At 68.8% G+C, this 21359-nt stretch carries 24 protein-coding genes and 1 pseudogene; 4 read left to right on the forward strand and 21 right to left on the reverse strand.

Annotated features, from left to right (window positions below; all coding sequences use genetic code 11):
• Nucleotides 1-81: 81 nt before the first annotated feature.
• Nucleotides 82-1026 (reverse strand): tetratricopeptide repeat protein, encoded by a 945-nt coding sequence (locus ELQ90_RS07670; RefSeq protein ID WP_128494657.1) that lies wholly within the window; start codon nucleotides 1024-1026, stop codon nucleotides 82-84.
• The gene (locus tag ELQ90_RS07675) at nucleotides 1023-2924 is read right to left on the reverse strand and encodes a DUF8094 domain-containing protein (RefSeq protein WP_128494658.1); all 1902 of its coding nucleotides are present in this window, start codon (nucleotides 2922-2924) and stop codon (nucleotides 1023-1025) included. The genes ELQ90_RS07670 and ELQ90_RS07675 overlap by 4 nt, the downstream gene beginning before the upstream one ends.
• Before the next feature lie 197 nt (nucleotides 2925-3121).
• Between ELQ90_RS07675 and ELQ90_RS07680 the strand changes: the two genes are divergently transcribed.
• On the forward strand, nucleotides 3122-4168 hold the full coding sequence (locus tag ELQ90_RS07680; RefSeq protein ID WP_128494659.1) for an AI-2E family transporter: 1047 nt from the start codon (nucleotides 3122-3124) through the stop codon (nucleotides 4166-4168).
• Nucleotides 4169-4199: 31 nt separating this feature from the next.
• On the opposite strand, the gene ELQ90_RS07685 is transcribed toward ELQ90_RS07680, so the two are convergent.
• The 10 genes and pseudogenes from ELQ90_RS07685 to rpsB form a co-directional block, all read right to left on the reverse strand.
• Nucleotides 4200-4916 (reverse strand): alpha/beta hydrolase, encoded by a 717-nt coding sequence (locus ELQ90_RS07685; protein WP_128494660.1) that lies wholly within the window; start codon nucleotides 4914-4916, stop codon nucleotides 4200-4202.
• 31 nt (nucleotides 4917-4947) lie between these two features.
• A complete protein-coding gene (locus tag ELQ90_RS07690) occupies nucleotides 4948-5244 on the reverse strand; it encodes a hypothetical protein (RefSeq protein WP_128494661.1) in 297 nt (98 codons plus the stop codon).
• A gap of 47 nt (nucleotides 5245-5291) precedes the next feature.
• The gene (locus tag ELQ90_RS17235) at nucleotides 5292-5561 is read right to left on the reverse strand and encodes an aggregation-promoting factor C-terminal-like domain-containing protein (RefSeq protein WP_481808281.1); all 270 of its coding nucleotides are present in this window, start codon (nucleotides 5559-5561) and stop codon (nucleotides 5292-5294) included.
• A 56-nt stretch (nucleotides 5562-5617) separates the two neighbouring features.
• A pseudogene (locus ELQ90_RS17240) lies at nucleotides 5618-5929 on the reverse strand (aggregation-promoting factor C-terminal-like domain-containing protein); the annotation flags it as partial.
• 467 nt (nucleotides 5930-6396) lie between these two features.
• The gene (locus ELQ90_RS07705) at nucleotides 6397-6948 is read right to left on the reverse strand and encodes a DivIVA domain-containing protein (protein WP_243696059.1); all 552 of its coding nucleotides are present in this window, start codon (nucleotides 6946-6948) and stop codon (nucleotides 6397-6399) included.
• 53 nt (nucleotides 6949-7001) lie between these two features.
• The gene (locus ELQ90_RS07710; protein WP_128494663.1) at nucleotides 7002-8018 is read right to left on the reverse strand and encodes a phosphatidate cytidylyltransferase; all 1017 of its coding nucleotides are present in this window, start codon (nucleotides 8016-8018) and stop codon (nucleotides 7002-7004) included.
• A 35-nt stretch (nucleotides 8019-8053) separates the two neighbouring features.
• The gene (gene frr, locus ELQ90_RS07715) at nucleotides 8054-8608 is read right to left on the reverse strand and encodes a ribosome recycling factor (RefSeq protein ID WP_128494664.1); all 555 of its coding nucleotides are present in this window, start codon (nucleotides 8606-8608) and stop codon (nucleotides 8054-8056) included.
• A gap of 35 nt (nucleotides 8609-8643) precedes the next feature.
• A complete protein-coding gene (gene pyrH / locus ELQ90_RS07720; protein ID WP_128494665.1) occupies nucleotides 8644-9357 on the reverse strand; it encodes a UMP kinase in 714 nt (237 codons plus the stop codon).
• 113 nt (nucleotides 9358-9470) lie between these two features.
• Entirely contained in the window at nucleotides 9471-10298 is an 828-nt protein-coding gene (gene tsf, locus ELQ90_RS07725) for a translation elongation factor Ts (protein ID WP_128494666.1), read from the reverse strand.
• A 22-nt stretch (nucleotides 10299-10320) separates the two neighbouring features.
• A complete protein-coding gene (rpsB, locus tag ELQ90_RS07730) occupies nucleotides 10321-11289 on the reverse strand; it encodes a 30S ribosomal protein S2 (RefSeq protein ID WP_128494667.1) in 969 nt (322 codons plus the stop codon).
• Nucleotides 11290-11693: 404 nt separating this feature from the next.
• Between rpsB and ELQ90_RS07735 the strand changes: the two genes are divergently transcribed.
• Nucleotides 11694-12221, forward strand: coding sequence for a murein hydrolase activator EnvC family protein (locus ELQ90_RS07735; protein WP_166408896.1), 528 nt, complete (start codon nucleotides 11694-11696; stop codon nucleotides 12219-12221).
• Nucleotides 12222-12298: 77 nt separating this feature from the next.
• Here the strand turns inward: ELQ90_RS07735 and ELQ90_RS07740 are convergent, their stop codons facing one another.
• Nucleotides 12299-13228 (reverse strand): tyrosine recombinase XerC, encoded by a 930-nt coding sequence (locus ELQ90_RS07740; RefSeq protein ID WP_128494669.1) that lies wholly within the window; start codon nucleotides 13226-13228, stop codon nucleotides 12299-12301.
• 187 nt (nucleotides 13229-13415) lie between these two features.
• Here ELQ90_RS07740 and ELQ90_RS07745 point away from each other — a divergent pair, with 187 nt between their 5' ends.
• Entirely contained in the window at nucleotides 13416-14444 is a 1029-nt protein-coding gene (locus ELQ90_RS07745) for a coiled-coil domain-containing protein (RefSeq protein ID WP_128494670.1), read from the forward strand.
• A gap of 22 nt (nucleotides 14445-14466) precedes the next feature.
• Here ELQ90_RS07745 and dprA read toward each other — a convergent pair whose 3' ends face one another.
• From dprA to ELQ90_RS07785, 8 genes are all read right to left on the reverse strand, one after another.
• Complete coding sequence (gene dprA, locus ELQ90_RS07750; protein WP_128494671.1) at nucleotides 14467-15693, reverse strand: DNA-processing protein DprA; 1227 nt, start codon at nucleotides 15691-15693, stop codon at nucleotides 14467-14469.
• On the reverse strand, nucleotides 15690-17225 hold the full coding sequence (locus ELQ90_RS07755; protein ID WP_128494672.1) for a YifB family Mg chelatase-like AAA ATPase: 1536 nt from the start codon (nucleotides 17223-17225) through the stop codon (nucleotides 15690-15692). The genes dprA and ELQ90_RS07755 overlap by 4 nt, the downstream gene beginning before the upstream one ends.
• Nucleotides 17225-17581: a YraN family protein gene (locus ELQ90_RS07760; RefSeq protein ID WP_128494673.1), complete on the reverse strand. Its 357-nt coding sequence runs from the start codon at nucleotides 17579-17581 to the stop codon at nucleotides 17225-17227. The genes ELQ90_RS07755 and ELQ90_RS07760 overlap by 1 nt, the downstream gene beginning before the upstream one ends.
• Before the next feature lie 106 nt (nucleotides 17582-17687).
• Nucleotides 17688-18011 carry a DUF2469 domain-containing protein gene (locus ELQ90_RS07765; RefSeq protein ID WP_128494674.1) on the reverse strand — a complete coding sequence of 108 codons (324 nt, stop codon included), beginning with the start codon at nucleotides 18009-18011 and terminating at the stop codon, nucleotides 17688-17690.
• A gap of 10 nt (nucleotides 18012-18021) precedes the next feature.
• Nucleotides 18022-18666 (reverse strand): ribonuclease HII, encoded by a 645-nt coding sequence (locus tag ELQ90_RS07770; protein WP_128494675.1) that lies wholly within the window; start codon nucleotides 18664-18666, stop codon nucleotides 18022-18024.
• Nucleotides 18663-19418: a signal peptidase I gene (gene lepB / locus ELQ90_RS07775; RefSeq protein WP_128494676.1), complete on the reverse strand. Its 756-nt coding sequence runs from the start codon at nucleotides 19416-19418 to the stop codon at nucleotides 18663-18665. Before lepB ends, ELQ90_RS07770 begins: the two co-directional genes overlap by 4 nt.
• Nucleotides 19419-19496: 78 nt before the next feature.
• Entirely contained in the window at nucleotides 19497-19844 is a 348-nt protein-coding gene (gene rplS / locus ELQ90_RS07780) for a 50S ribosomal protein L19 (protein ID WP_128494677.1), read from the reverse strand.
• A 154-nt stretch (nucleotides 19845-19998) separates the two neighbouring features.
• Nucleotides 19999-20490, reverse strand: coding sequence for a hypothetical protein (locus ELQ90_RS07785; protein ID WP_128494678.1), 492 nt, complete (start codon nucleotides 20488-20490; stop codon nucleotides 19999-20001).
• A 94-nt stretch (nucleotides 20491-20584) separates the two neighbouring features.
• Between ELQ90_RS07785 and map the strand changes: the two genes are divergently transcribed.
• Entirely contained in the window at nucleotides 20585-21352 is a 768-nt protein-coding gene (map, locus tag ELQ90_RS07790) for a type I methionyl aminopeptidase (protein ID WP_128494679.1), read from the forward strand.
• Nucleotides 21353-21359 lie beyond the last annotated feature (7 nt).

Below are 21359 nucleotides of genomic sequence, written 5' to 3' on the forward strand. Positions count from 1 at the left end.
CATCGACCGCCGGCACGACGAAGCGCCCCGTCATGGAGACGGGGCGCTTCGTCGTTCGCCGCGGCGAGGTGTCGGCGGACCCTAGTACAGCAGCCCGGCGAGCCGAGCCCGCGCGGACGTGACGAGGGGGTCGCCGACGCCGACGATCTCGAAATAGTCCAGCAGGCGCTCGCGCACGCGGTCGCGTCCGTCGGAGTCGAGCACGGGGAAGAGCGCGAGGAGACGGTCGAACGCGTCGGCGACGTGGCCCCCGGACAGATCGAGGTCTGCCACGTCGAGCTGCGCGTCGACGTCCTCGGGCCCGGCTGCTGCCGCCGCTCGGATCGCGTCGAGCGTCTTGCCGTCGAGCCGGTGCAGCAGGCTCACCTGGGCGAGGCCCGCGACGGCCTCGCGGTCGTTCGGCGCCTGGAGTATCTGCTTCTGGTACGCCGCGATGGCGGTCGCGTAATCGCGGCGTGCGATCGCATCGTACGCTTCCTGGTGCAGCGGCGGGAGCTCGGGTTCGGGCGTCGGCTCGGCCGCACCGCCCTCGACGACGACACGGCCCGAGACGCCGCTCTGGGCAGCCGCCTCGACGACGCGACCGAGGACCTGCGACAACTGGGCCTCCGGCACCGCGCCCTGGAAGAGCGGCATCGGCTGTCCGCCGATCAGGACGACGACCGTCGGAGCGGTCGTCGCCTGCAGGCCCTGCACGAGCTGCGGGTTGGCATCGGCGTCCACCCGCACGAGCAGGAGTGCGCCCGCCTGCTGCGTCACGAGTCTCTCGAGAACGGGAGCGAGCGCGGTGCTCGCCTCCGAGCGGTCCGAGTAGAGCTCGACGACGACGGGCACCCGCGTGGAGAGTTCGATGAACTGCCCGAAGTTCTCGTCGGTCCCTCCGAGGACGAGGGAGGGGACGCGTACGGCCTCACCCGCATTCGGTCCGGCGGCGGCCCCCGGCGCCGCCTGCTGGGGCCGCGACGCGAGACCCGAGAGGTCGACGGCGCCGCGGAGGTTGGCGCCGGGATTCATGGGGATGCTCATGGCAATTCCTTCGCAGAGATGAGGGCCTGACTGAAGCCGAGCAGCACGACCCTGTCGGTCGAGTCGGCGGGCGGAACGTAGAAGAGCAGTTGGTCGGCGTAGGTGGCAGTGGTGCCCTTCGCCGTCTCCTCGAGGCCGACGAGGGCGGCGATGGCTCCCGTCGGTTTGACGACGGCCCCGGTCTCGACGGGCTTCGCGGTCTCGGTCTCCTGGATGCTCACGGCGACGATGGCTCCCGACGAGATCGTTGCGAGACCGAGCGGCTCCGTCTCGCCCGGCGCCGAGGCGAACTCGAGCGTCGCGGTCTCCTCGAGGGCTTCGTCCCGCGCCGTCCGGTCGCTCGCGATGAACTCGCGGAACGGGTCGCTCTCCGTGAACAACGGCGCGGACTCGCTCTCGGCGCCCTTCGCGATGAGGTCGGAGTAGGACGCCGCGATGTTGTTCGGCGCGACGAGCATGAGCGGGGAGTCCGGCGGGATGAACGCGGCACCCACGGAGGCCGGAGCCGATTCCGGGATCGTCGCATTGGGCTCGAGCGAGACGGCGTAGTCGACCATGTAGTTCGACCGCGGCGTCTCCTGGCGGAGCATGAGCGCGATGAGTGGCGTCGCGGTGTCCTCCTGATCGCCGACGACCGTGAAGACGGTACGCGGCCAGACGTCGGTCGCTTGCGGAAGCGACAGCAGCAACGGGGACGACGGAATGGCGTAGGGGACGTCGTAATCGGCGACCTTGCCGCGGATCGAGTAGTTCGACTGCCTCTCCTGGAGAGCGGCCCCGGAGAAGCGCGTCGCGGCGAGCTCACTGTTCCGGTCGGCATCGGCTTCCGTGGCGACGGCCGAGATCCGGGAGATGATGCGCTCGAGTTGCGGGACGGTCACCGCGGGCGCCGCGGCGTCGTCCGTCGTCTCCGGGACGACGGCGGCACTGTCGGTAGGCTCGGGGGTCTCGCTTGCGGACGAGAGATCCGGCCAGTAACTCGCCGAACAACCGCTCAGCAGCAGCCCGGACACGAGGAGCACCGGTACCGCTGCCCGCATGCTCGTGCGCGAACGACGCGCCCGTCGGCGACGACGCGGCGGCTTCGCCGTCTGCTCGAGACCGGGGCCCGCCGTGATGCCCTTGCGTCGGGGACCGCGCGACTTGCGGAGGTGGTTGAGCCCGAGGAGGTACAGGACGAGGCCGACGACGAGCAGGAGGATCCCTCCCGCGATGAGCGGCCCGGCCCACGGAGTGGCGTTGCTCACCGGCCATGAGAGCCGGACGCTGCTCGGGGCGGCGTCGTCGCCGTTCGAGGCGATGAGCACGCTCACGTCCTCCGGCACGCTGATCGGCGCGATGACCGCCTGCTCCTCGACGTACTCGCTCAACCACAGGTCGGAGCCCTGCGGGTTGCGGACCGATTCCGCCTCAGCCTGCTCGGCAGGAGGCTCCTCGGCGGCGTCCGACTCCTCGTCGCCTTCCTCGTCGGGAGCGGCCGGCTCGGCCGAGTCCGTCGGGGCCGCAGGATCCGTCGGAGTCGCGGAGTCCGTAGGAGCCGCCGACGGTGTCTCGGACGGGTCGTCCGGGTTCTCGCCTCCGCGGAGAGTGGTCGTGAGCGCGCCGGTCTCCTCGTCGACGGAGAGTTCGGCGTATTCGCTGTCGCCGAGCCAGGCCATGACGTCGCTCGTGCGACCGTAGGCGACGAAGACCTGGTCGGAACCCGTCACGGTCACCGTCTGGGAGCCGTCTCGCGAGTTCAGGACCGCGCCGCTCACGAGCGTGTACGGGAGCCCGCCGTCGACGGTCCCCTCTGCGGCGACGGTGGACGGCGGGAGGAAGACCGTTCGCTGGGCGATGCCCAGGACGATCATCGCCGCGGCGACCACGAATGCGGCGATGGCGAGAACGAAACGCACGAACACTCCTTCTACGTTGCCGATTGACGGCCGGAACGGCACGTCGAGGGGGATGGACACGGCGCGGCAACGGACACGGGACGCTCCAGAATATCGGAAAAAGACTGAGCGCCGGCTCCGACGCCCTCCCCACGGCCATTCCCGGTCGCGGCGGCCGTCGCCCCTAGGATTGTCGAGTCGAGCTACGAGGAGGTCGGATGAGGATCCAGAACGCGTTCCGCGTCGGACTGGTGGGCACCCTCGGCGTCGGGCTCGGACTCCTGATCCTCTTCTCCATCGTCACGCTCCAGACGATCCTCGTGTACATCGGGGCGGCCCTCTTCCTCGCCCTCGGTCTCGACCCGATCGTGACGTGGCTCGAGCGCCGCGGGCTCCCCCGCTGGGCCGCACTCGTCATCGTCGTCGTCGTTCTCCTCGCCCTGTTCGGCGGACTCGTGTGGATGGTCGTCCCGATCATCGTCGACCAGATCGGGGAGCTCGCCCGTCTCGTACCGCTCCTCCAGCGTCAGGTCAGCTCGAACGAGTTCATCGAGAACCTGCGCGACCAGTTCCCGTTCCTCAACGTCGACCTCATCATCACCGAGGCCGGATCGTTCATCACCGAGAACATCACGAACATCGGCAGCGGCGCGATCCAGGTGGTCTTCGCGATCGGCTCGGGATTCTTCGGAGCGCTCATCGTTCTCATCCTGACCATCTACTTCACGGCGTCGCTGCCGGCGACGAAGCGAGGCCTGTACCAGCTCGTCCCGGCGACCAAGCGTGCGCGGTTCGCCGACCTCGCGGAGCAGATCACGGACTCGGTGGGTCGCTACGTGACGGGGCAGGTGACCATCGCGGCATGCAGCGGCATCCTCAGCTACATCGCCCTGTCGATCATCGACGCCCCGTTCCCCCCGGTGCTCGCGTGCCTCGGCTTCTTCTTCTCCCTCATCCCGCTCGTCGGGACCCTGACGGGCTCCATCATCATCTCGCTCGTGTGCCTCATCCCGGGGCTCGGATCGCCCCTCACCGCGTTCGTCGCGGCGATCTACTACCTCGTCTACATGCAGATCGAGGCGTACGTGCTGAGCCCGAACATCATGAAGCGCGCCGTCGCCGTCCCGGGCGCGGTCGTCGTGATCGCTGCGCTCGCGGGCGGCTCCCTCCTCGGCATCCTGGGCGCGCTCATCGCGATCCCCACGGCCGCCGCCGTCCTGCTCATCATCAAGCAGGTCGTGATCCCGCGTCAGAACGAACTCTGAGCGACGTCCCGCTCGAGGCGGTCCGACGGGTTCAGCCCCCGTCGGACCAGCTGGTCGGAAGCGGGAGGGCTGCGGGATTGACGACGGCGACGATCTCGGAGAGCACGCGGCGCGTGAGCTTCTCCCCCACCCAGAGGTGCTTGCCCTCCTCCACGGGGATCAGCGTGGCCGACGGCACGGACGCGAACCGCTTCGTCGCCTCCGAGGGCCGCAGGTAGTCGTCGAACTCCGGCACGAGGACCACGAGCCGGCGGCGATCGCCCTCCCACGCCGCGACCTCCTCGTCGCTCGTGCGGTGCAACGGCGGCGAGAGCAGGATGGCGCCGTCGACGGGATGAGCGCGCCCGTACTTCAAGGCGAGCTCCGTCCCGAACGACCAGCCGAGCAGCCACGGCCGTGCGAGGCCGCGTTCCGTCACGAATCGCATCGCTGCGGCGACGTCCGCTTCCTCCGTGATCCCCTCGCCGAAGGCGCCATCGCTCGTGCCACGATCAGAGGTGGTGCCGCGCGTGTTGAAACGCAGGACGTTGAGCCCCGCGAGGGCGGGGAGGCGCGCCGCGGCCTTCCGCAGGATGTGCGAGTCCATGAAGCCACCCGCCGTCGGGAGCGGATGCAGGGTCACGAGGGTGGCGACCGCCGGGGTCTCGAGCGGCGACGCCAGCTCGCCGACGAGGGTGAGGCCGTCGGCCGTCTCGAGTTCGACGTCCTCGCGCCGGGCGGGAAGCTCGACTGCTCCGCGGATCTCCATGGTCATTCCTCTTCTCTCCGTGCCCTGCCGGTCATCCGATCCGCCAGCAGTGCGAGTGCCAATGCCGACGTGCGGCGAGATCGGCGGCGTCCCCGAGCGGACCATCGGCGCGCCACGCGACGACGTGGGCCGTCCCGGCGTCCACCCTCCGACCGCAGCCCGGGCAGACATACTCCTTCTGCGACTGGCTCGATGAGACGGGCTGCACCCACCATGTGACCCCACGACGGACCTCCGTGCGCTTCCATCCGTTGAGCAGCGCGGACAGGTCGGATTCGCCGCGATCGTTGTCGCGTCCCCCGCGCCGCGGTCGATTGCTGCGTGGCATGGTGCTTCGTTTCCCGTCCCCGACGCTCGTGGAGCGATCGGCTGTCGTCAGTAGGAGCCGACGGCCTCGGAGTGGCTCCACGCACCGCACGGCGATCCGTACCGAGCGCTGATGTAATCCAAGCCCCAGGTGATGTGGGTCGCCGGGTTCGTCTTCCGGTCAGCGCCGACCGACGCCATCTTGTTCCCCGGGTAGGACTGCGGGGGCGACGAAGGCGAGGGCACCGAGCAACCGCCGTGCCGACGAGCGCGTCGACTCGACGGCCGGTGCGACGACGACCGCGCCGATGCGCGCACGACCACTGCATGTCTACCCACGATGAGCCGATGCTATCGGAGATCGCTCGCGGCACCCACGGGTCGACGGCCTCTCGTCAGTACCAGCCGACCGACTGCGAGTGTCCCCACGCCCCGCACGGCGTTCCGTAGCGGCCGCTGATGTAACCGAGGCCCCACGAGATCTGCGTGGCGGGATTGGTCGCCCAGTCCGAGCCCGCGGATGCCATCTTGCTGCCCGGGAGTGCTTGCGGAATGCCGTACGCGCCGGAACTCGTGTTCTCGGCGTTGACACGCCAGCCCGACTCCTTGTTCCAGAGCGAGACGAGGCACGAGTACTGGTCCTCGCCCCAACCACGTGCCGCGACCATGTCGTACGCGATCGCCTGAGCAGTACCGGGGTCCGGAACCGCAGCCTTCGGGGCAGAGAAGCCCGACCCACCCGAATCGGAAGAGTCCTCGTCCTCGTCCTCCTCCTCCACGGGAGGGGGCGGGGGCGGCGGAGGCGGCGGAGCGGCCTCCGCGCCGTAGACGTCGCGCGTGAAGGTGGTGTCGTAGTCCCCCGCGAGAGTTAGGGTCTGCACGTCGGAGCGTTCGTAACGCGGCACGATCTCGAAATAGGGCGACGCTGTCGCACCGGAGTAGGGATCGACGATGTTGACCGCGATCACTCCGAAAGCGGCGAGGAACCCGAGGAGCGCGACCGGCAGGCTCTTCCCGGACCGCGATCGCTGCGGCCGAGCGTCCGTTTCCGTACGACGAGCGTCCCGCTGCCGAATGCTGGCCGGGACGGGAGACGTTGAAAGTGCGAGATGCTTACCCACGATTCAACGATTTTAGCTCAGATCACGAAAATGTCACGAACCCCGCTCGTGAGTCAGCGAACAGCGAGCATCACGTCGACCACCGCGTCGAGGACGCGGTCGACCTGTTCCTCCGAATAACCGCCCCGCTGCGGCCGGAAGATCGCCGTCCTGACCGTCTCCACATCGATGGCCGCGCCCGTCTCGAAATAGGCGACGAGGCGCACGGCGAGGGTGTCGACGTCCGTGATCCGATACCCCTGTGTGAAGCGGCCGGAGCGCGAGAACTTCTCGCCGGCGGGCCGTGACAAGCGGTTGAGCAGCACCTGCGCGGTCTCGCGTGTCTCGGCCAGCCAACGTCGCCGGCCCATCGTGTCGAGCGAGCGTTCGCGCTCGCGCAAGGCGAACGCGTCCTCGAGACGCTCCAGGGCGGCATCGACGTAAGACGTGGAGTATCCCTTCCTCACGAGAGGGAACGAGACCCGGCGGATGTCGTCGGCGCTGAGGATCGGGTCGGCGGACGGATCGAGGTCGTACGCCGTCCGCGCGTCGCGGAGGAAGGCGTCCACGTCGGCGGGCGCGTAGCCGCGACCTCGACGGACGATGGGAAACGGGGAGGTCGACACGGTTCCATTCTCTCCCGGGCGCGGGCTCCGCGTGTTGGGGACTCTCGTGGCGGTCATGCGAAGATCACGAACAGGAGGTAGGCGACGGGGGCCGACGGCAAGATGGAGTCGAGACGATCCAGGAAGCCACCGTGCCCCGGCAGCCATGAACTCATGTCCTTGATGCCGATGTCGCGCTTGATCATCGACTCGGACAGATCCCCGATCGTCGCGGAGAGCACGATGACCGCGCCGAAGATCATGCCGACCCACCACGGCTGCTCGAGGAGGTAGAGGGCGAAGAGCACACCGGCGACCTGGCTCAGGAGGACCGCTCCCGCGAAGCCCTCCCACGTCTTGTTCGGGCTGACCCGGGGAGCCATCGCGTGGCGGCCGAGCGACAGGCCGGAGGCATACGCTCCGACGTCCACGACGATCACGAGGGCGATGAACGCGAACACCCAGAGCTCGCCGCCGTCGCGAGCGACGAGGATCACGGCGAAGCTGCCGAGGCCCGCGATGTACGCCTGCGTGAAGACTGCGGCAGCGATGTCGAGGACGACCTCGAGGGGCGCCCGCCCGTCGGCAGCCGCCATCTGCGCGATGAGTCGCCACACGACGACGAACGTCACCGCCGCGATCATCACGGCCCACCGTGTGGGTCCGTCGGTGAAGTACGCGGCGGCGACGAAGACGAGTCCGGCGCCGGCGGCCGGCCACCTGTCGGTTCGCCGGTCCGCGTGCTGAAGCGCCGTGGCGAGTTCGAGCGAGGTGAAGACCACGACCGCCGCGCCGAACAGCACGAACAGCTCCTTGAGGAAGAAGAGGCTGACCACGAGCGTGACGACGAGCGCGACCCCGATGGCCGTCGCCATGAGGAGGTTGCGTCCCACGCGGGCCTCGACACGTTCGTTCGCCTGGTCGAACTGCGTGCGGACGTCCGTCACCCGACCTTCGAGATCGGCGCGCGTCGATCGGACGCGCTCCTCGATCTCGGCACGCTTCGCGTTGAGCTGAGCGTGCAGGTCGGGTCGCGCGTCATTCGCTCGGCGATGCGGCGGCGGATCGCCGTCCGCGTTCGGACTGGTCATGCGACGGACCACCCTGTCGTGGAGCTCCTCATGGCTCAGACCTCGAGCAGCTCGGCTTCTTTACGCTTGAGAGCCTCATCGATCGCGTCGATGCGCGCCTTCGTGATGCTCTCGAGTTCCTTCTCACCGCGCGCGACGTCGTCGTCGCCGACCTCGCTCTTGAGGGCGTCGAGCTCGTCCTTCGCCTTGCGGCGAATGTTGCGGACGGACACCTTCGCGTCCTCGCCCTTCGTGCGCACGAGCTTCACGAACTCCTTGCGGCGCTCCTGGGTGAGCTCGGGCAGACTCACCCGCACGAGGTTGCCGTCGTTCGTCGGGTTCGCTCCGAGGTTCGGCATGTCGCGGATCGCCTGCTCGATGTCGCGGAGGGCGCTCTTGTCGTACGGCGTCACGATGAGGGTCCGCGCCTCCTGGTTCTGCAGGGACGCGAGCTGCCCGAGCGGCGTCGGCGTGCCGTAATAGTCGACGAGCACCTTCTGGAAGAGCTGCGGGTTGGCCCTTCCCGTGCGCACCGTCGCGAAATCGTCCTTCGCGACCTCGACGGCCTTGTCCATCCGGCTCGATGCATCGGCCAAAACTTCGGCGATCACTCGCTACTCCTCACGTTGGAACTGCTGATCAAAGTCTAGTTGCTGACGAGGGTCCCGATTTCCTTGCCCTCGATGGCCGCCGTCACGTTGCCCTCGGGCTCCATCCCGAACACGCGCATCGGCATGCCGTTGTCCATGCACAGGCTGAAGGCCGTCGAGTCGACGACCTTGAGGCCGCGCTGGAGCGCCTCCTGATAGGAGATGTGGTCGATCTTCGTCGCGTCCGGGTCCTTGCGCGGATCGGCGGAGTAGACCCCGTCGACGCCGTTCTTCGCGAGCAGGACACTCGACGCACCGATCTCGAGCGCTCGCTGCGCCGCGACGGTGTCCGTCGAGAAGTAGGGAAGCCCGGCGCCAGCGCCGAAGATCACGACGCGGCCCTTCTCGAGGTGCCGCTCGGCACGGCGCGGGATGTAGGGCTCCGCGACCTGCGTCATCGCGATCGCCGACTGGACACGTGTCTCGGCGCCGGCCTGCTCGAGGAAGTCCTGCAGCGCGAGCGCGTTCATGACTGTGCCGAGCATGCCCATGTAGTCGGCCCTGCCACGGTCCATCCCACGCTGGGACAACTCCGCCCCGCGGAAGAAGTTCCCACCACCGACGACGATGGCGACCTCGACGTGGCGAGCCGCCGCGGCGATCTCACGTGCCAGTTGGCTCACAACATCGGGATTGACCCCGAGGGCCCCGGCGCCGAAGGCCTCCCCCGAGAGCTTCAGGAGTACGCGTCGTTTTTCCGGTGCTGTCATGAGGTGCCCGTTCCTTCCCGAGGGTCTTGCATAAAACTAGTGGTCGGCGATGCCCGCCGTACACATGAAAGAGTCCGGATCGCCATGAGCGATCCGGACTCTTCATACATCGGTTACGCGCCGACCTTGAACCGCACGAAGTCGGTGACCGTCAGGCCCGTGGCCTCGAGGATCTTGCCGACCTGCTGCTTGTTGTCGCGAGCGTAGTCCTGCTCGAGGAGAGCGACCTGCTTGAAGAAGGCCGTCAGTCGCCCCTCGACGATCTTCGGCAGCGCCGCCTCCGGCTTGCCCTCGCCGCGGGAGATCTCCGTGACGATGTCGCGCTCCTTGTCGACGGCGTCCGTGGGGACGTCGCCGCGCGTGAGGTACTGCGGCGCGAACATGGCGATGTGCTGGGCGACACCGCGAGCGGTCTCGGCGTCGGAGCCGGTGTAGGCGACGACGACACCGATCTGCGGGGGAAGGTCCTTCGACGTGCGGTGCAGGTAGACGGCGAACTGGTCGCCCGTCACGAGCGCGACGCGGCGGAGTTCGACCTTCTCGCCGATGACGGCGGCCTGGTCGTCGATCGCCTGAGCGACGGTGCCGCCGTCGACGGGGGCCGCGAGGGCCTCCTCGAGGGTCCTGGCGCCGGCGGCCGAGACCGCCGCGACGACCTTCTCGGACAGGGCGATGAACTTCTCGTTCTTCGCGACGAAGTCGGTCTCGCACGCGAGTTCGATGATCGTGACGCCGGCGTCGCTCTGGACGGAGGCGACGAGGCCCTCGCTCGTGGAGCGGTCGGCACGCTTCGCGTTGCCCTTCGCACCCTTGAGACGAAGGATCTCGGTCGCCTTCTCGACGTCGCCGTCGGCCTCGACGAGTGCGTTCTTGGTGTCGCTCATGCCCGTTCCGAGCTGCTCGCGCAGCGCTTTCAGGTCGGCGATGTTGAAGTTTGCCATGCGGCGGTTACTCCTCTGGTCGTCAGTTGTTGTCGGCGTCAGCGGCGGGGACCTTCTCGTCCTCGGTCGCCTCTGCTTCAAGTCGCGCTTCGGTCTCGGCGTCGGTCTCCGGAGCCTTGGGGTCCTCGACGGGAGCGTCGTCGCCGATCTCCGCGTTCTTGGCGGCGACGGCGGCGTCAGCGTCGTTCTCCTCGGTCGGGAGCTCGGCTGCTGCAGCGGCGTCGGCCTGGCCTGCCTGGAGAAGCTCCTGCTCCCACTCGGCCATCGGCTCGGCGGGCTCAGAGCCCTCCTCGGGCTTCTGGTGGCGCTGGATGAGGCCCTCGGCTGCGGCGTCGGCGACGATGCGGGTGAGGAGGCTCACCGAGCGGATGGCGTCATCGTTACCCGGGATCGGGTACTGGACCTCGTCGGGGTCGCAGTTCGTGTCGAGGATGCCGATGACGGGGATGCCGAGCTTCTTGGCCTCGTCGATCGCGAGGTGCTCCTTCTTGGTGTCCACGACCCACAGCGCCGAGGGCGTCTTCGTGAGGTTACGGATTCCACCGAGCGACTTGTGGAGCTTGTCCAACTCGCGCTTCTTGATGAGGAGTTCCTTCTTGGTGAAGCCGGACTTCGAGCCGTCCTCGAAGTCGAGCTCCTCGAGCTCCTTCATGCGAGCGAGTCGCTTGGAGACCGTCTGGAAGTTGGTGAGGAGGCCACCGAGCCAGCGCTGGTTGACGTAGGGCTGGCCGACGCGCGTCGCCTGCTCGGCGATGGACTCCTGAGCCTGCTTCTTCGTTCCGACGAAGAGGATGGTGCCGCCGTGGGCGACCGTCTCCTTGACGAAGTCGTACGCCTTGTCGATGAAGGCGAGCGACTGCTGCAGGTCGATGATGTAGATGCCGGAACGCTCGGTGAAGATGAATCGCTTCATCTTCGGGTTCCAGCGGCGGGTCTGGTGCCCGAAGTGCACGCCGCTGTCGAGCAGCTGGCGAATGGTGACGACGGCCATGAGCCGTTCTCCTTTTCCGGCGCGCGAGCGCCATTCGGTTCGCTCCGATCGGTCGATCGGATCTCCTGGTGCCCTGGCGCACGTCCGCCACTCCTGAATTCGCGAGGGAACGCGAGAGAGTGGACCGGTGGATGTCCTGCCGCGAGTGGGCACGCGTAGTCACCCCGCGGAGCGAGGTGCTCCCGTCAGGATACACCACCGCCGTCCACAACCGGGTGTCGGCGCCCCGCGTCCCCGGGCCGAGCGTCGCCTCCGCGGCCGCAGCCTCGGCGGTGTTCCCTCGAACGATGCACCCGCTCCCCCGACGTCGGACGCCGACCGCCCCTCGCCCGTGCCACCGGCCCACTCACCGAGGACCGTCGCTCCTTCGCCGACCACGCCTCCGCGCCGCAGCTCTGGCGCTCGTGATCTCGTTCGGCGCCGCCGCCCCCACCGCGGCCGCGGGGGGCCGCTCGACGTCTTCCGCCGCCTCGCCGGTGACGGACCGCGCGTCCACCGCGGTCGCCGCGGCACGAGCGGACTGGAGCTGGCCGACGGCAGGTCGACGCCACATCGTCGACGCGTTCGACGCCCCCGAGCACCGATTCGGCGCCGGGCATCGCGGTATCGACATCGCTGCTGCCGTCGGTGAGACGATCACGGCCTCTGCGAACGGGACGGTGATCTTCTCCGGGCCCGTCGCCGGACGCTCCGTGATCACGGTCGATCACGGAGGAGGTCTCGTGTCGAGCTACGATCCCATCGTGCCGAATGTCCGCTCGGGCGCTCCCGTCAGCGCCGGACACGTGCTCGGCACGCTCGGCCCCGGGCATGCGATGCATTGCCGATCGGGGTGTGTGCACCTCGGCGTTCGGTTCGAGGGCGCATACGTCGATCCGGCCCCGTTCTTCCGCCCTCCCCGGCGGTCCGTCCTCCTCCCGCTCGACGGGTGAGCGAAGGGCGCGAGCCGGGCGGCGCTGCACCGCGCGAGCCGCCGTCGGAGCGATTCCACGGGCGTCCGGAACCACGGTCAGGCGCGAGGATGCGCCCGACGATAGCTCTCGGTGAGTCGCTCGGTCGAGACGTGCGTGTAGATCTGCGTCGTCCCGAGACTCGCGTGACCGAGCAACTCCTGCACGCTCCGGAGGTCGGCGCCGCCGTCGAGGAGATGGGTCGCCGCCGAGTGGCGCAGACTGTGGGGCCCTTTCGCCGTGATTCCGTCGACCCGCGACAGGACCCGATCGACGATCGCATACGCCGTCCGCGTCCCGAGCCGACTCCCCCGGGCGCCCAGGAACACGGCCGTTTCGACGCCTCCGCCGGGCTTCCCACGGGAGGACCGAGCGAGGAGGCCCGGGCGGGCCGCCGTCACGTAGTCGACGATCGCGTCGCGGGCGGGCACACCGAATGGCACGACTCGTTCCTTGGAGCCCTTGCCGAGCACGCGCGCGGTGAGTCGATCGAGGTCGATGTCGTCGAGGTCGAGGCCGCACAGTTCCGAGACACGCATGCCGGACGCGTAGAGCAGTTCGACGACGGCGCTGTCACGACGCGCGATCGGGTCGCCGTCTGCCGCCTCCTCAGCGAGCGCCCCGAGGAGCTCGTCGATCTGTCCCCTCTGAACCACGGCGGGGAGATGGGATCCGCTCTTGGGCGATCGGAGGCGGCCGGCGACGTCGTGCTCCGTGAGCCCAGACGAGGCGAGCCAGCGGCAGAAGCTCTTGATCGCGGCCGAGCGGCGCGCGATCGTGCGTGTCGCGAGACCATCGTTCGCCGACGACCACAACCAGTCCCGGAGGAGCGCGAGGTCCACGTCGTCGACGGTCGTCACGCTCCGGCGCGCCGCCCACACCGCGAACGTCGTGAGATCGGATCGGTACGCCCTGACGGTCTCGGCGGAGAAGTGGCGGTCGACGCGGAGGTGCTCGAGGAACTGTCCGACAGCGGCCTCGAGGTGCATGCTTCCAGCATGCCCCCGATCGTGGTCGCGGGCGGCCCGGCACGCCCCTCGTCACGATCTCGGCGCCCCTGGCTCGCTCGAAAACGTCCCTCACCGGAGCCCGGTGCCCGGTGCCCGCCGCAGCCTCGCGGAGAACCGCTGGCCGCCTGAGCTGCCCAACCACCGCGGGCTGTGCTGGAATCGACTCATGGTGCAACCGGATGGACTCACGGCCGCCGCCGACGAGTTGTACACCGTGCCCCTCGACGACTTCACATCGGTCCGCAATGCACGGGCCTCGGCCGCGAAGAAGTCGGGCGAGCGCGAACTCGGTGCCGCCGTCGCAGCGCTCCGGAAGCCGTCGGCGGCTGCCTGGGCGAGCAATCTGTTGTTCCGCTCCTCCGACGACGTGGCCCGTGACCTCGATCGACTCCGCGAGGACATCTCGGCTGCGACGACCGCCGGTGACCGGGACGCTCTCAAGAAGTTCGCAGGCCTGCGGCATTCGCTAATCGGCGACCTCGTAGACGAGGCTCGCTCCCTCGCCGAGGCCGCCGGACGGCCGCTGAGCGCGGCGGCCGCTGACGAGTTGTCCGAGGCCCTGAGCGCCGCTCTCGCGGACAGGCTCGTGGCCACGGCGATGTCGACCGGGCGCCTGATCCGCGCACCCGAGCCGGGTGGCATGTCCCGCGGCGATCTGACGGCCATCGTCGAGCTGCCCCCGGACGAGCTCACCACCGCCGACGCCGACGACGACGGGTCCGACCCCGACGGGTCCGACGACGGCTCGACAGCGTCGAGACAATTGCGCGCAGCACGATCGACGACGACCCGGACCTCGCAGCGCTCGGTCGCGCGCGAGCGTCGTGCGACTCCCGACGGGCCGTCGCCCGCGGAGAGGCGACGCCACGAACGCGACCTCCGCGCCGCCGAGTCGCGTGCGGAAGCGGCACGAGCCGACCGCGAACGACGTGAGCGGGAACGAGACGCCCTCGCGAGTCGCCGCGACGAGCTCGCCGCCGAGGCGGCGCGGCAGCGAGACGTTCTGCGCGGCCTCGAACGTCGCTTGGATGACGCTGACGATGCGGTGGACGCTCGAACCGCTGACATCCGCGCACGCGAACTGGATTGGAAGCGCGCCGAGGCCGAGGCGAGAGCCGCCCGTCGTGTGGTGGACGAGGACCGATCCTTCGCGGGCGACGGGCAGGAGGACGGCGACCGCGGCGACGGCGAGTGACCCGCGGCCGCCCGATCCGACGTCACGGCCTGCTCCACCCCGACGCGGTCTCGACGACCGCCCCCTCCAGGTCGAGCAGCCCGAGGGTCGACTGCACTTCGCTCGATGTGAGCCCCGTCCGGTCGGCGATCTGACCGACGGTCGTCGCCGAACGACGGTTGAGAACCGCTAGGACGGACCGTGCCGCATCACCTGTCGAGGCGCTTCCTCCAGCGGATTCCGCCTCCGACGCTGAAACCGGTTCGACGAGTTCCGCCATCTCGGCCGCCGTCGTGACGCACGTCGCGTCGTATTCGCGAAGCAACCGGTGGCAACCGGCGGACGCGGCGGAGGTCACGGGACCGGGGACGGCGCCGAGGGGGCGCCCGAGCGATGCAGCATGACCGGCGGTATTGAGGGATCCGCTCCGGCGACCGGCCTCGAGCACGACCGTTGCCGCCGACGACGCGGCGATCAATCGATTGCGCTGGAGGAATCGCCACTTCGTGGGCGCGGCACCGCACGGCACCTCCGAGTACACCGCCCCGGTCGTCGCGATCCGGTCGATGAGCGAGGCGTGTCCGCTCGGGTACGGCCGGTCGAGTCCTCCGGCCAGGAAGGCGATCGTGCGGCCACGACCGGCGAGAGCCGCTCGGTGGGCCATGCCGTCGATGCCGTAGGCGGCGCCGGAGATGATCGTGAATCCTCGGTCGACGAGCCCGCTCGCGGCGTCGAGCGTGACGTGCTCCCCGTAGCCCGTCGCCGCCCGTGCACCGACGAGCGCGATCGATCGCCCGAAGGCAGCGTCCTGCTCATCCACTCGCGAGCGCATCCAGAGCGCTACGGGTGCGTGCACTCCGAGGTCGACGACACGCTCGGGCCATCGCGCGCCGCCCGGCACGACGAGCCGTACTCCCGTCCTGGACGCGAGATCGAAAGCAGCAGCGACGTTCGCCCCATCGAGGCGGGAACGCCACCGGGTCGCTCCGGACGACCATGCCGCCGCGACAGCCTCGGCGACCTCCGCGATATTCCTCGACTCGCACCGTGCCCTGACCCGCTCGGCCGACCACCTCTCGGTGATGGCCCGCAGCGCAACGGCCGGACCGAGTGCAGCCACTACTCCCCCTGCGGCACCGTCGCCCGGTTCCGCCACGGTGGTCCACGCACCGCGAGCGAAGACCGACACGAGATCCGGTACCGTCTCGGCGTCCGACACCCGACGAGCACGATCGACCATCTGCGCCTCCGACAAACCGAGCAGCCTCATGCGGCGATCCCCTTGCGCAGGAACAGCGCGCGGCAGACGTCGTCGTGATCGGGCGAGGCGGTACCCCGGAGGTCGGCGAGCGTCCACGCGACCCTGAGAACGCGGTCGTAGCCGCGCATGGTGAGCGCTCCTCGCTCGAGACCGCGATCGAGTGGGCGTACGGCCTGCGGATCGAGTGCGATGGGAGACGATCGGAGGAAGGCACCGGGCACCTCCGCATTCACCGCCCACGGTGTCTCGCGGAGACGACGCTCGGCGCGGGACCGCGCCTCGAGGACTCGCGAACGGGCGGCCTCCGAGGTCGACACCGTTCGCTCCCCCGCGATCCGGTTCGCTGCGCTCGACACGCGGCGGACCGTCACTTGCAGGTCGATCCGGTCGAGCAGAGGGCCCGAGATGCGGGAGAAGTACCGCCGGATCGCGGAGGGCGCGCACTGACACGACGACTCCGGCGCGCCGTACTGCCCGCACGGGCAGGGGTTCGCCGCCAGGATGAGTTGCACCCGGGCGGGGAAACGAGCGACCGCGTTCGCCCGATGAATCGTGATCCAGCCCGTCTCGAGGGGCTGACGGAGACAGTCGAGCACGACGCGGGCGAATTCCGGGGCCTCGTCGAGGAACAGGACGCCGTGACTCGCTCGGGCCACGGCGCCCGGACGGATGACTCCGCTCCCACCGCCCACGACGGCGGCGGCCGTAGCCGTATGGTGCGGGCTCTCGAACGGAGGCACGGTGTCGAGGGAATCGCCGACCCGCTGCCCGCCGAGGGACCGCACGGACGACACATCGAGCGCCGCCTCCGTCGAGAGGGGTGGAAGGATCCCGGGCAATCGCTCCGCGAGCATCGTCTTGCCCGAGCCTGGCGGACCCAGCAGGAAGAGGTGATGGCCGCCCGCCGCAGCCGTGACGAGCGCTTCGACGGCGTCGTCCTGCCCGAGCACGTCGGCGAGTTCGAGCGGCGGAGACGTTCCGAGGGCCGGTGGGTCCGGAGTCTCGACGACCGGGTCTGCCATCTCGAGCTCCGCCCCGTGCCAGATGGCCGCGGCGCGAAGGGAGTCGACTGCGACCACACGGATACCGGGGACCAGGGACGCCTCCGCCGCGTTGGCCGACGGCACCATGATGGTCTCGCGCCCCGCTCGCCGCGCCGCTCTCACGATCGGGAGTATCCCCGGAGTGGGACGGAGCCTCCCGTCGAGACCCAACTCACCCGCGTGGACGACACGGGCGATCGACGCGGCCTCGACGTCGCCGATCGCCGCGAGGCACGAGAGCGCGATCGCGAGATCGAATGCTGTGCCGTTCTTCGGCAGTCCGGCCGGAGACAGGTTCACCGTGATGCGGTGCGGCGGAATGAGGCAGTCCGAGTTCGTGATGGCTTGCCGCACCCGCCCTTCCGCTTCGGAGATGGCACGGTCCGCGAGGCCGATGATGATGAACCGTGGCAGGCCGGAGGAGACGTCCGTCTCGACCTCGACGAGGGCGCCCTCCAGTCCGAGGAGGCTCACGGCCCATGTCCGCGCGACCGCCATCAGAGCACGCCCGTGAGGTGCTCGATGACGGCCGGCGCCCCGGGCGGGGCCACGACCCCGACGACGTCGATGCGGACCACGCGACTCGGGCGTTCTGCTGCAGCACACCACTCGGCGGCGAGCGAACGCAGTCGACGCAGTTTCGAATAGGTGATCGCCTCGAACGGATGACCTGAGCCCACGCCGGAGCGCGTCTTCACCTCGACGATCGCGATGACGCCCGTGCCGCGAGCGACGATGTCGATCTCACCCGTCGGGCTCCGCCAATTGCGGTCGAGGATCTCGTATCCCGCTCGCTCGAGGAATCCGACGGCGAGGTCTTCCCCGCGCCTACCCAGTTCGTCCTTCGTTGCCATGTGCGACCTCCGCACACGAGCATGCGCGGCGGTCGACGGCGGTGGCCGTGCCTTCCGCCCGATCGGGGATCGCGTGGCTCATCGCCGCTTGTGGACGACGGTCGCGCTATTCGTCGAGCGCGAGTTCCTTCGGCAGTTCGAAGTCGCGGCTCGACAGCTCTTCGATGTTGACGTCCTTAAACGTGAGGACTCGCACCGACTTCACGAAACGGTCGGATCGGTAGACGTCCCAGACCCAGACGTCGCGCATGGTGATCTCGAAGTAGAAGTCGTGCTCGGTGTCGCGTCGCACGAACTCCACCTCGTTCGCGAGGTAGAAGCGGCGCTCCGTCTCGATCACGTAGGCGAACTGCCCGACGATGTCCCGGTACTCGCGGTACAGCGCGAGTTCGACTTCCCTGTCGTAGTCTTCGATCTCTTCGTCGTCCATCGATCCCATCCTAAGCGGTCGCGTGCAGCCAGGTACGACGGTGATGCACGGTCGCGCCGGCCGTACCGATCGCCTCGAGATGAGCGGAGCTGCCATAGCCCTTGTTGCCCGCCCACCCGTAGTCGGGGTGCTCGGCGTGACGGGCGATCATGACGCGGTCACGCGCGACCTTCGCGACGACCGAGGCCGCCGCCACGGAACCGCAGTCGCGGTCGGCCTTCACGCGCGTGACGACGTGGAGCGGGGTCGCCAATGACGCGCTCAGATAATCATGGTTGCCGTCGAGCAGGAGAGTGCTCGATCGGACATCGACGCCCTTCTCGTGAAGCGACGTGAGAGCGCGCTTGCCTGCGAGACCGAGGCACCTCATGATCCCGAGTTCATCGATCTCGTGAGCCTCGGCGAAACCGACGGCAGTGGCCACCGCCCACTCGATGACGATCGGTTCGAGTTGCTCGCGGCGCTTCTCACTCAAGAGCTTCGAGTCGCGCACACCGTCGGGGAGCGTGCTGCAGGACACGTCGATGGCCGCGACGCCGACCGCGACGGGACCGGCGATCGCCCCGCGACCCACCTCGTCGATCCCGATGATGACGTGCGACCCGGCGGCGAGCAGTTCGCGCTCGACATCGAGGTGTGGCAGGACGATCGTCATCGTTCCTCTGCCGGGGAGGGGACGGCGTCGAAGACGGTCGGGTAGGCGTCGAGCCAGGACCAGTGCGCGAACGGCCAGCTCACGACGAACGCGCGGCCCACGACGTCGTCAACGGGCACGTAGCCGCCTCCCGGGGTCTCCGTGTTGTAGCGGGAGTCCTTCGAGTTGTAGCGGTTGTCGCCCATCACCCAGAGCGAGTCCTCGGGCACCACGACATCGAAATCGTCGGCGGAGACGGGCGAGGACGGGTCCGGCTTGACGACGTACGGCTCATCGAGGGGCACGCCGTTCACGCTCAGCTGCCCGAGCGAGTTGCAGCAGACGACGTGGTCCCCTGGGAGGCCGATGACCCGCTTGATGAGATGCTCATCGCTGTCGGGCGACGTGAGCCCCACGAGGCTGAGCGTCCAGTCGATCGCCTCGACGATCACCGGCTGCTCGGGCTTCGGCGCGCCGTCGAGCCAGCCGCCCGGATCGCGGAACACGATGACGTCACCCCGTGACAGCGGGACCACCTCGGGCACGAGCTGATTCACGATGATGCGGTCGTCGATCTGCAGCGTGTTCTGCATCGACCCCGACGGGATGTAGAACGAACGGATCAGGAACGTCTTCACCAGGAAGGAGACGAGCAGCGCGACGACGAAGATCACGAGCAGATCGCGCAGAAAGTACAACGCGCCGCGCTTGCGGTTCTGGGTACGTCTCGGCCGGGTGGACGCGTCGTCCACCGAGAGAGTGTTGTCTGTCATTTAACCGCCCGGAGCTCCCCACCAGCATAACCGGGGGGAGCTCCGTGGAGATGACGCGCGAGGCGTCGGTGGACGCGATCAGGCGTCGCGCTTCTCCTTGATCTTCGCCTTCTTACCGCGCAGGTCGCGCAGGTAGTACAGCTTCGCGCGACGCACGTCACCGCGGGTGACGACCTCGATGTGGTCGATGTTCGGGGAGTGCACGGGGAACGTACGCTCGACACCGACCTGGAAGCTGACCTTGCGGACCGTGAAGGTCTCGCGAACGCCTTCGCCCGAGCGGCCGATGACGACGCCCTGGAAGACCTGGATTCGGGAGCGGTTGCCCTCGATGATGTTCACGTGCACCTTGACGGTGTCGCCGGCGCGGAAGTCGGGGATGTCCGACTTCAGGGATGCTGCATCGACGGAGTCGAGGATGTGCATGATGATTCACTCTCTGCGACCGCCTCTGGTCGATCGCGCGTTCGGTTGTCAACGATGAGGTGCGCCGCATCAGAACGCGGATTCCCCAGGGGCAGAACCCGTGCGCGGCACAATCGTCTATTGTGGCACGCCGACACGCCCGACCGCAAAAGGGTCAGCGGTTGCGCTCGTCGCTCGCTTCGGTGACGACATACACGCCACCATCGACGACAGGAGGACGTCGGGAGGCGTCGGGTCGCGCCGCCATCTGCTCGAACTCACGGAACGCGGCCTTCGCTTGCGCCCGGGTCTCGGTCACGAGCTGCCAGACGGCGGCCCAGAACGATCCGAGCGCGAGCAGGACGCCGAGGACGGCGATGGCCGAACTCGCCTCCGTGAAGAAGCCGAACGCGACGATCGTGGCGTGCCAGGCTCCGATGAACGCGACGTCCCACCACGAGATGGCATTGTTCCGGCGCACGCTCGACCGCATGTAGACGACGACGCTCACAACGAGCATGAACACGAACAGAACGGGCGCGAGGACGAGCAACCCCACGAAGGACCACCCGCTGCCGCTCGAGAAGCTCCACCCGACGAACAGCCAGATCGGCAGCACGAGCGCGGCGATGAACTGCCAGTAGTAGAACGCGCGGCGCAACAGCATGCGTCGATCCTACGATCGGCCGCTGGGAGTTCTCAGGGCGAGGGCTGTGCGCCGTCGACCCGCTCAGGCCTGCGAGAATGGACAGGGAGGAACCATGATCGAACTGCGCACACCGGCCGAAATCGAGGAGATGCGGCCCGCCGGTCGCTTCGTCGCCGACGTCCTCACCCGTGTGGCGTCGGAAGCCGCCGTCGGGGTGAACCTGCTCGAACTCGATGCCCTCGCTCACGAGATGATCCGCGAACGCGGTGCCGTGTCGAGCTACATCGACTACCACCCGTCGTTCGGGGCGATGCCCTTCGGCAAGGTGCTCTGCACGTCGGTCAACGACGCCGTGCTCCACGGACTCCCCTACAACTACCGCTTGCGCGACGGCGACCTCGTGAGCCTCGACTTCGCCGCGGCGGTAGACGGCTGGGTCGCCGACTCCGCGGTGAGCGTGATCGTCGGGCGCAAGCGCCCAGAGGACGTCCGACTCATCGACGTCGCGACGCAGGCACTCGACGCCGGGGTCGCGGCGGCGAGGGCCGGGTCCAAGGTCGGCGACATCTCCGCGGCGATCGCCGCCGTCGCGACGGCGGCCGGCTATTCCATCAACACCGATTTCGGGGGCCATGGTGTCGGCCGCACCATGCACGGCGATCCTCACGTCCCGAACGACGGCCGCGCCGGCCGCGGCTACCCGCTGCGTCCGGGTCTCGTCATCGCGATCGAGCCGTGGTTCCTGCAGTCGACGGACGAGATCGTGACGGACAAGGACGGCTGGACCCTGCGCAGTGCCGATGGCTCACGCGGCGCCCACATGGAGCACACGATCGCGATCACCGACGACGGGCCCATCATCCTCACGGCTCGCGACTGATCCGTCC

Source organism: Labedella phragmitis (assembly GCF_004078635.1).
Classification (GTDB): Bacteria; Actinomycetota; Actinomycetes; order Actinomycetales; family Microbacteriaceae; genus Labedella; species Labedella phragmitis.

Coding starts and splice junctions, on each gene's coding strand:
- ELQ90_RS07690 (WP_128494661.1), bottom strand. CDS start 5,244: ATGCCACGCAGCAATCGACCGCGGCGCGGGGGACGCGACAACGATCGC.
- ELQ90_RS07685 (WP_128494660.1), bottom strand. CDS start 4,916: ATGGAGATCCGCGGAGCAGTCGAGCTTCCCGCCCGGCGCGAGGACGTC.
- rplS (WP_128494677.1), bottom strand. CDS start 19,844: ATGCACATCCTCGACTCCGTCGATGCAGCATCCCTGAAGTCGGACATC.
- pyrH (WP_128494665.1), bottom strand. CDS start 9,357: ATGACAGCACCGGAAAAACGACGCGTACTCCTGAAGCTCTCGGGGGAG.
- tsf (WP_128494666.1), bottom strand. CDS start 10,298: ATGGCAAACTTCAACATCGCCGACCTGAAAGCGCTGCGCGAGCAGCTC.
- lepB (WP_128494676.1), bottom strand. CDS start 19,418: ATGACAGACAACACTCTCTCGGTGGACGACGCGTCCACCCGGCCGAGA.
- ELQ90_RS07765 (WP_128494674.1), bottom strand. CDS start 18,011: ATGGACGACGAAGAGATCGAAGACTACGACAGGGAAGTCGAACTCGCG.
- ELQ90_RS07745 (WP_128494670.1), top strand. CDS start 13,416: ATGGTGCAACCGGATGGACTCACGGCCGCCGCCGACGAGTTGTACACC.
- ELQ90_RS07710 (WP_128494663.1), bottom strand. CDS start 8,018: ATGACCAGTCCGAACGCGGACGGCGATCCGCCGCCGCATCGCCGAGCG.
- rpsB (WP_128494667.1), bottom strand. CDS start 11,289: ATGGCCGTCGTCACCATTCGCCAGCTGCTCGACAGCGGCGTGCACTTC.
- ELQ90_RS07785 (WP_128494678.1), bottom strand. CDS start 20,490: ATGCTGTTGCGCCGCGCGTTCTACTACTGGCAGTTCATCGCCGCGCTC.
- ELQ90_RS07755 (WP_128494672.1), bottom strand. CDS start 17,225: ATGGCGGTCGCGCGGACATGGGCCGTGAGCCTCCTCGGACTGGAGGGC.
- ELQ90_RS07680 (WP_128494659.1), top strand. CDS start 3,122: ATGAGGATCCAGAACGCGTTCCGCGTCGGACTGGTGGGCACCCTCGGC.
- ELQ90_RS07670 (WP_128494657.1), bottom strand. CDS start 1,026: ATGAGCATCCCCATGAATCCCGGCGCCAACCTCCGCGGCGCCGTCGAC.
- dprA (WP_128494671.1), bottom strand. CDS start 15,693: ATGAGGCTGCTCGGTTTGTCGGAGGCGCAGATGGTCGATCGTGCTCGT.
- map (WP_128494679.1), top strand. CDS start 20,585: ATGATCGAACTGCGCACACCGGCCGAAATCGAGGAGATGCGGCCCGCC.
- ELQ90_RS07740 (WP_128494669.1), bottom strand. CDS start 13,228: ATGCACCTCGAGGCCGCTGTCGGACAGTTCCTCGAGCACCTCCGCGTC.
- ELQ90_RS07760 (WP_128494673.1), bottom strand. CDS start 17,581: ATGGCAACGAAGGACGAACTGGGTAGGCGCGGGGAAGACCTCGCCGTC.
- ELQ90_RS07770 (WP_128494675.1), bottom strand. CDS start 18,666: ATGACGATCGTCCTGCCACACCTCGATGTCGAGCGCGAACTGCTCGCC.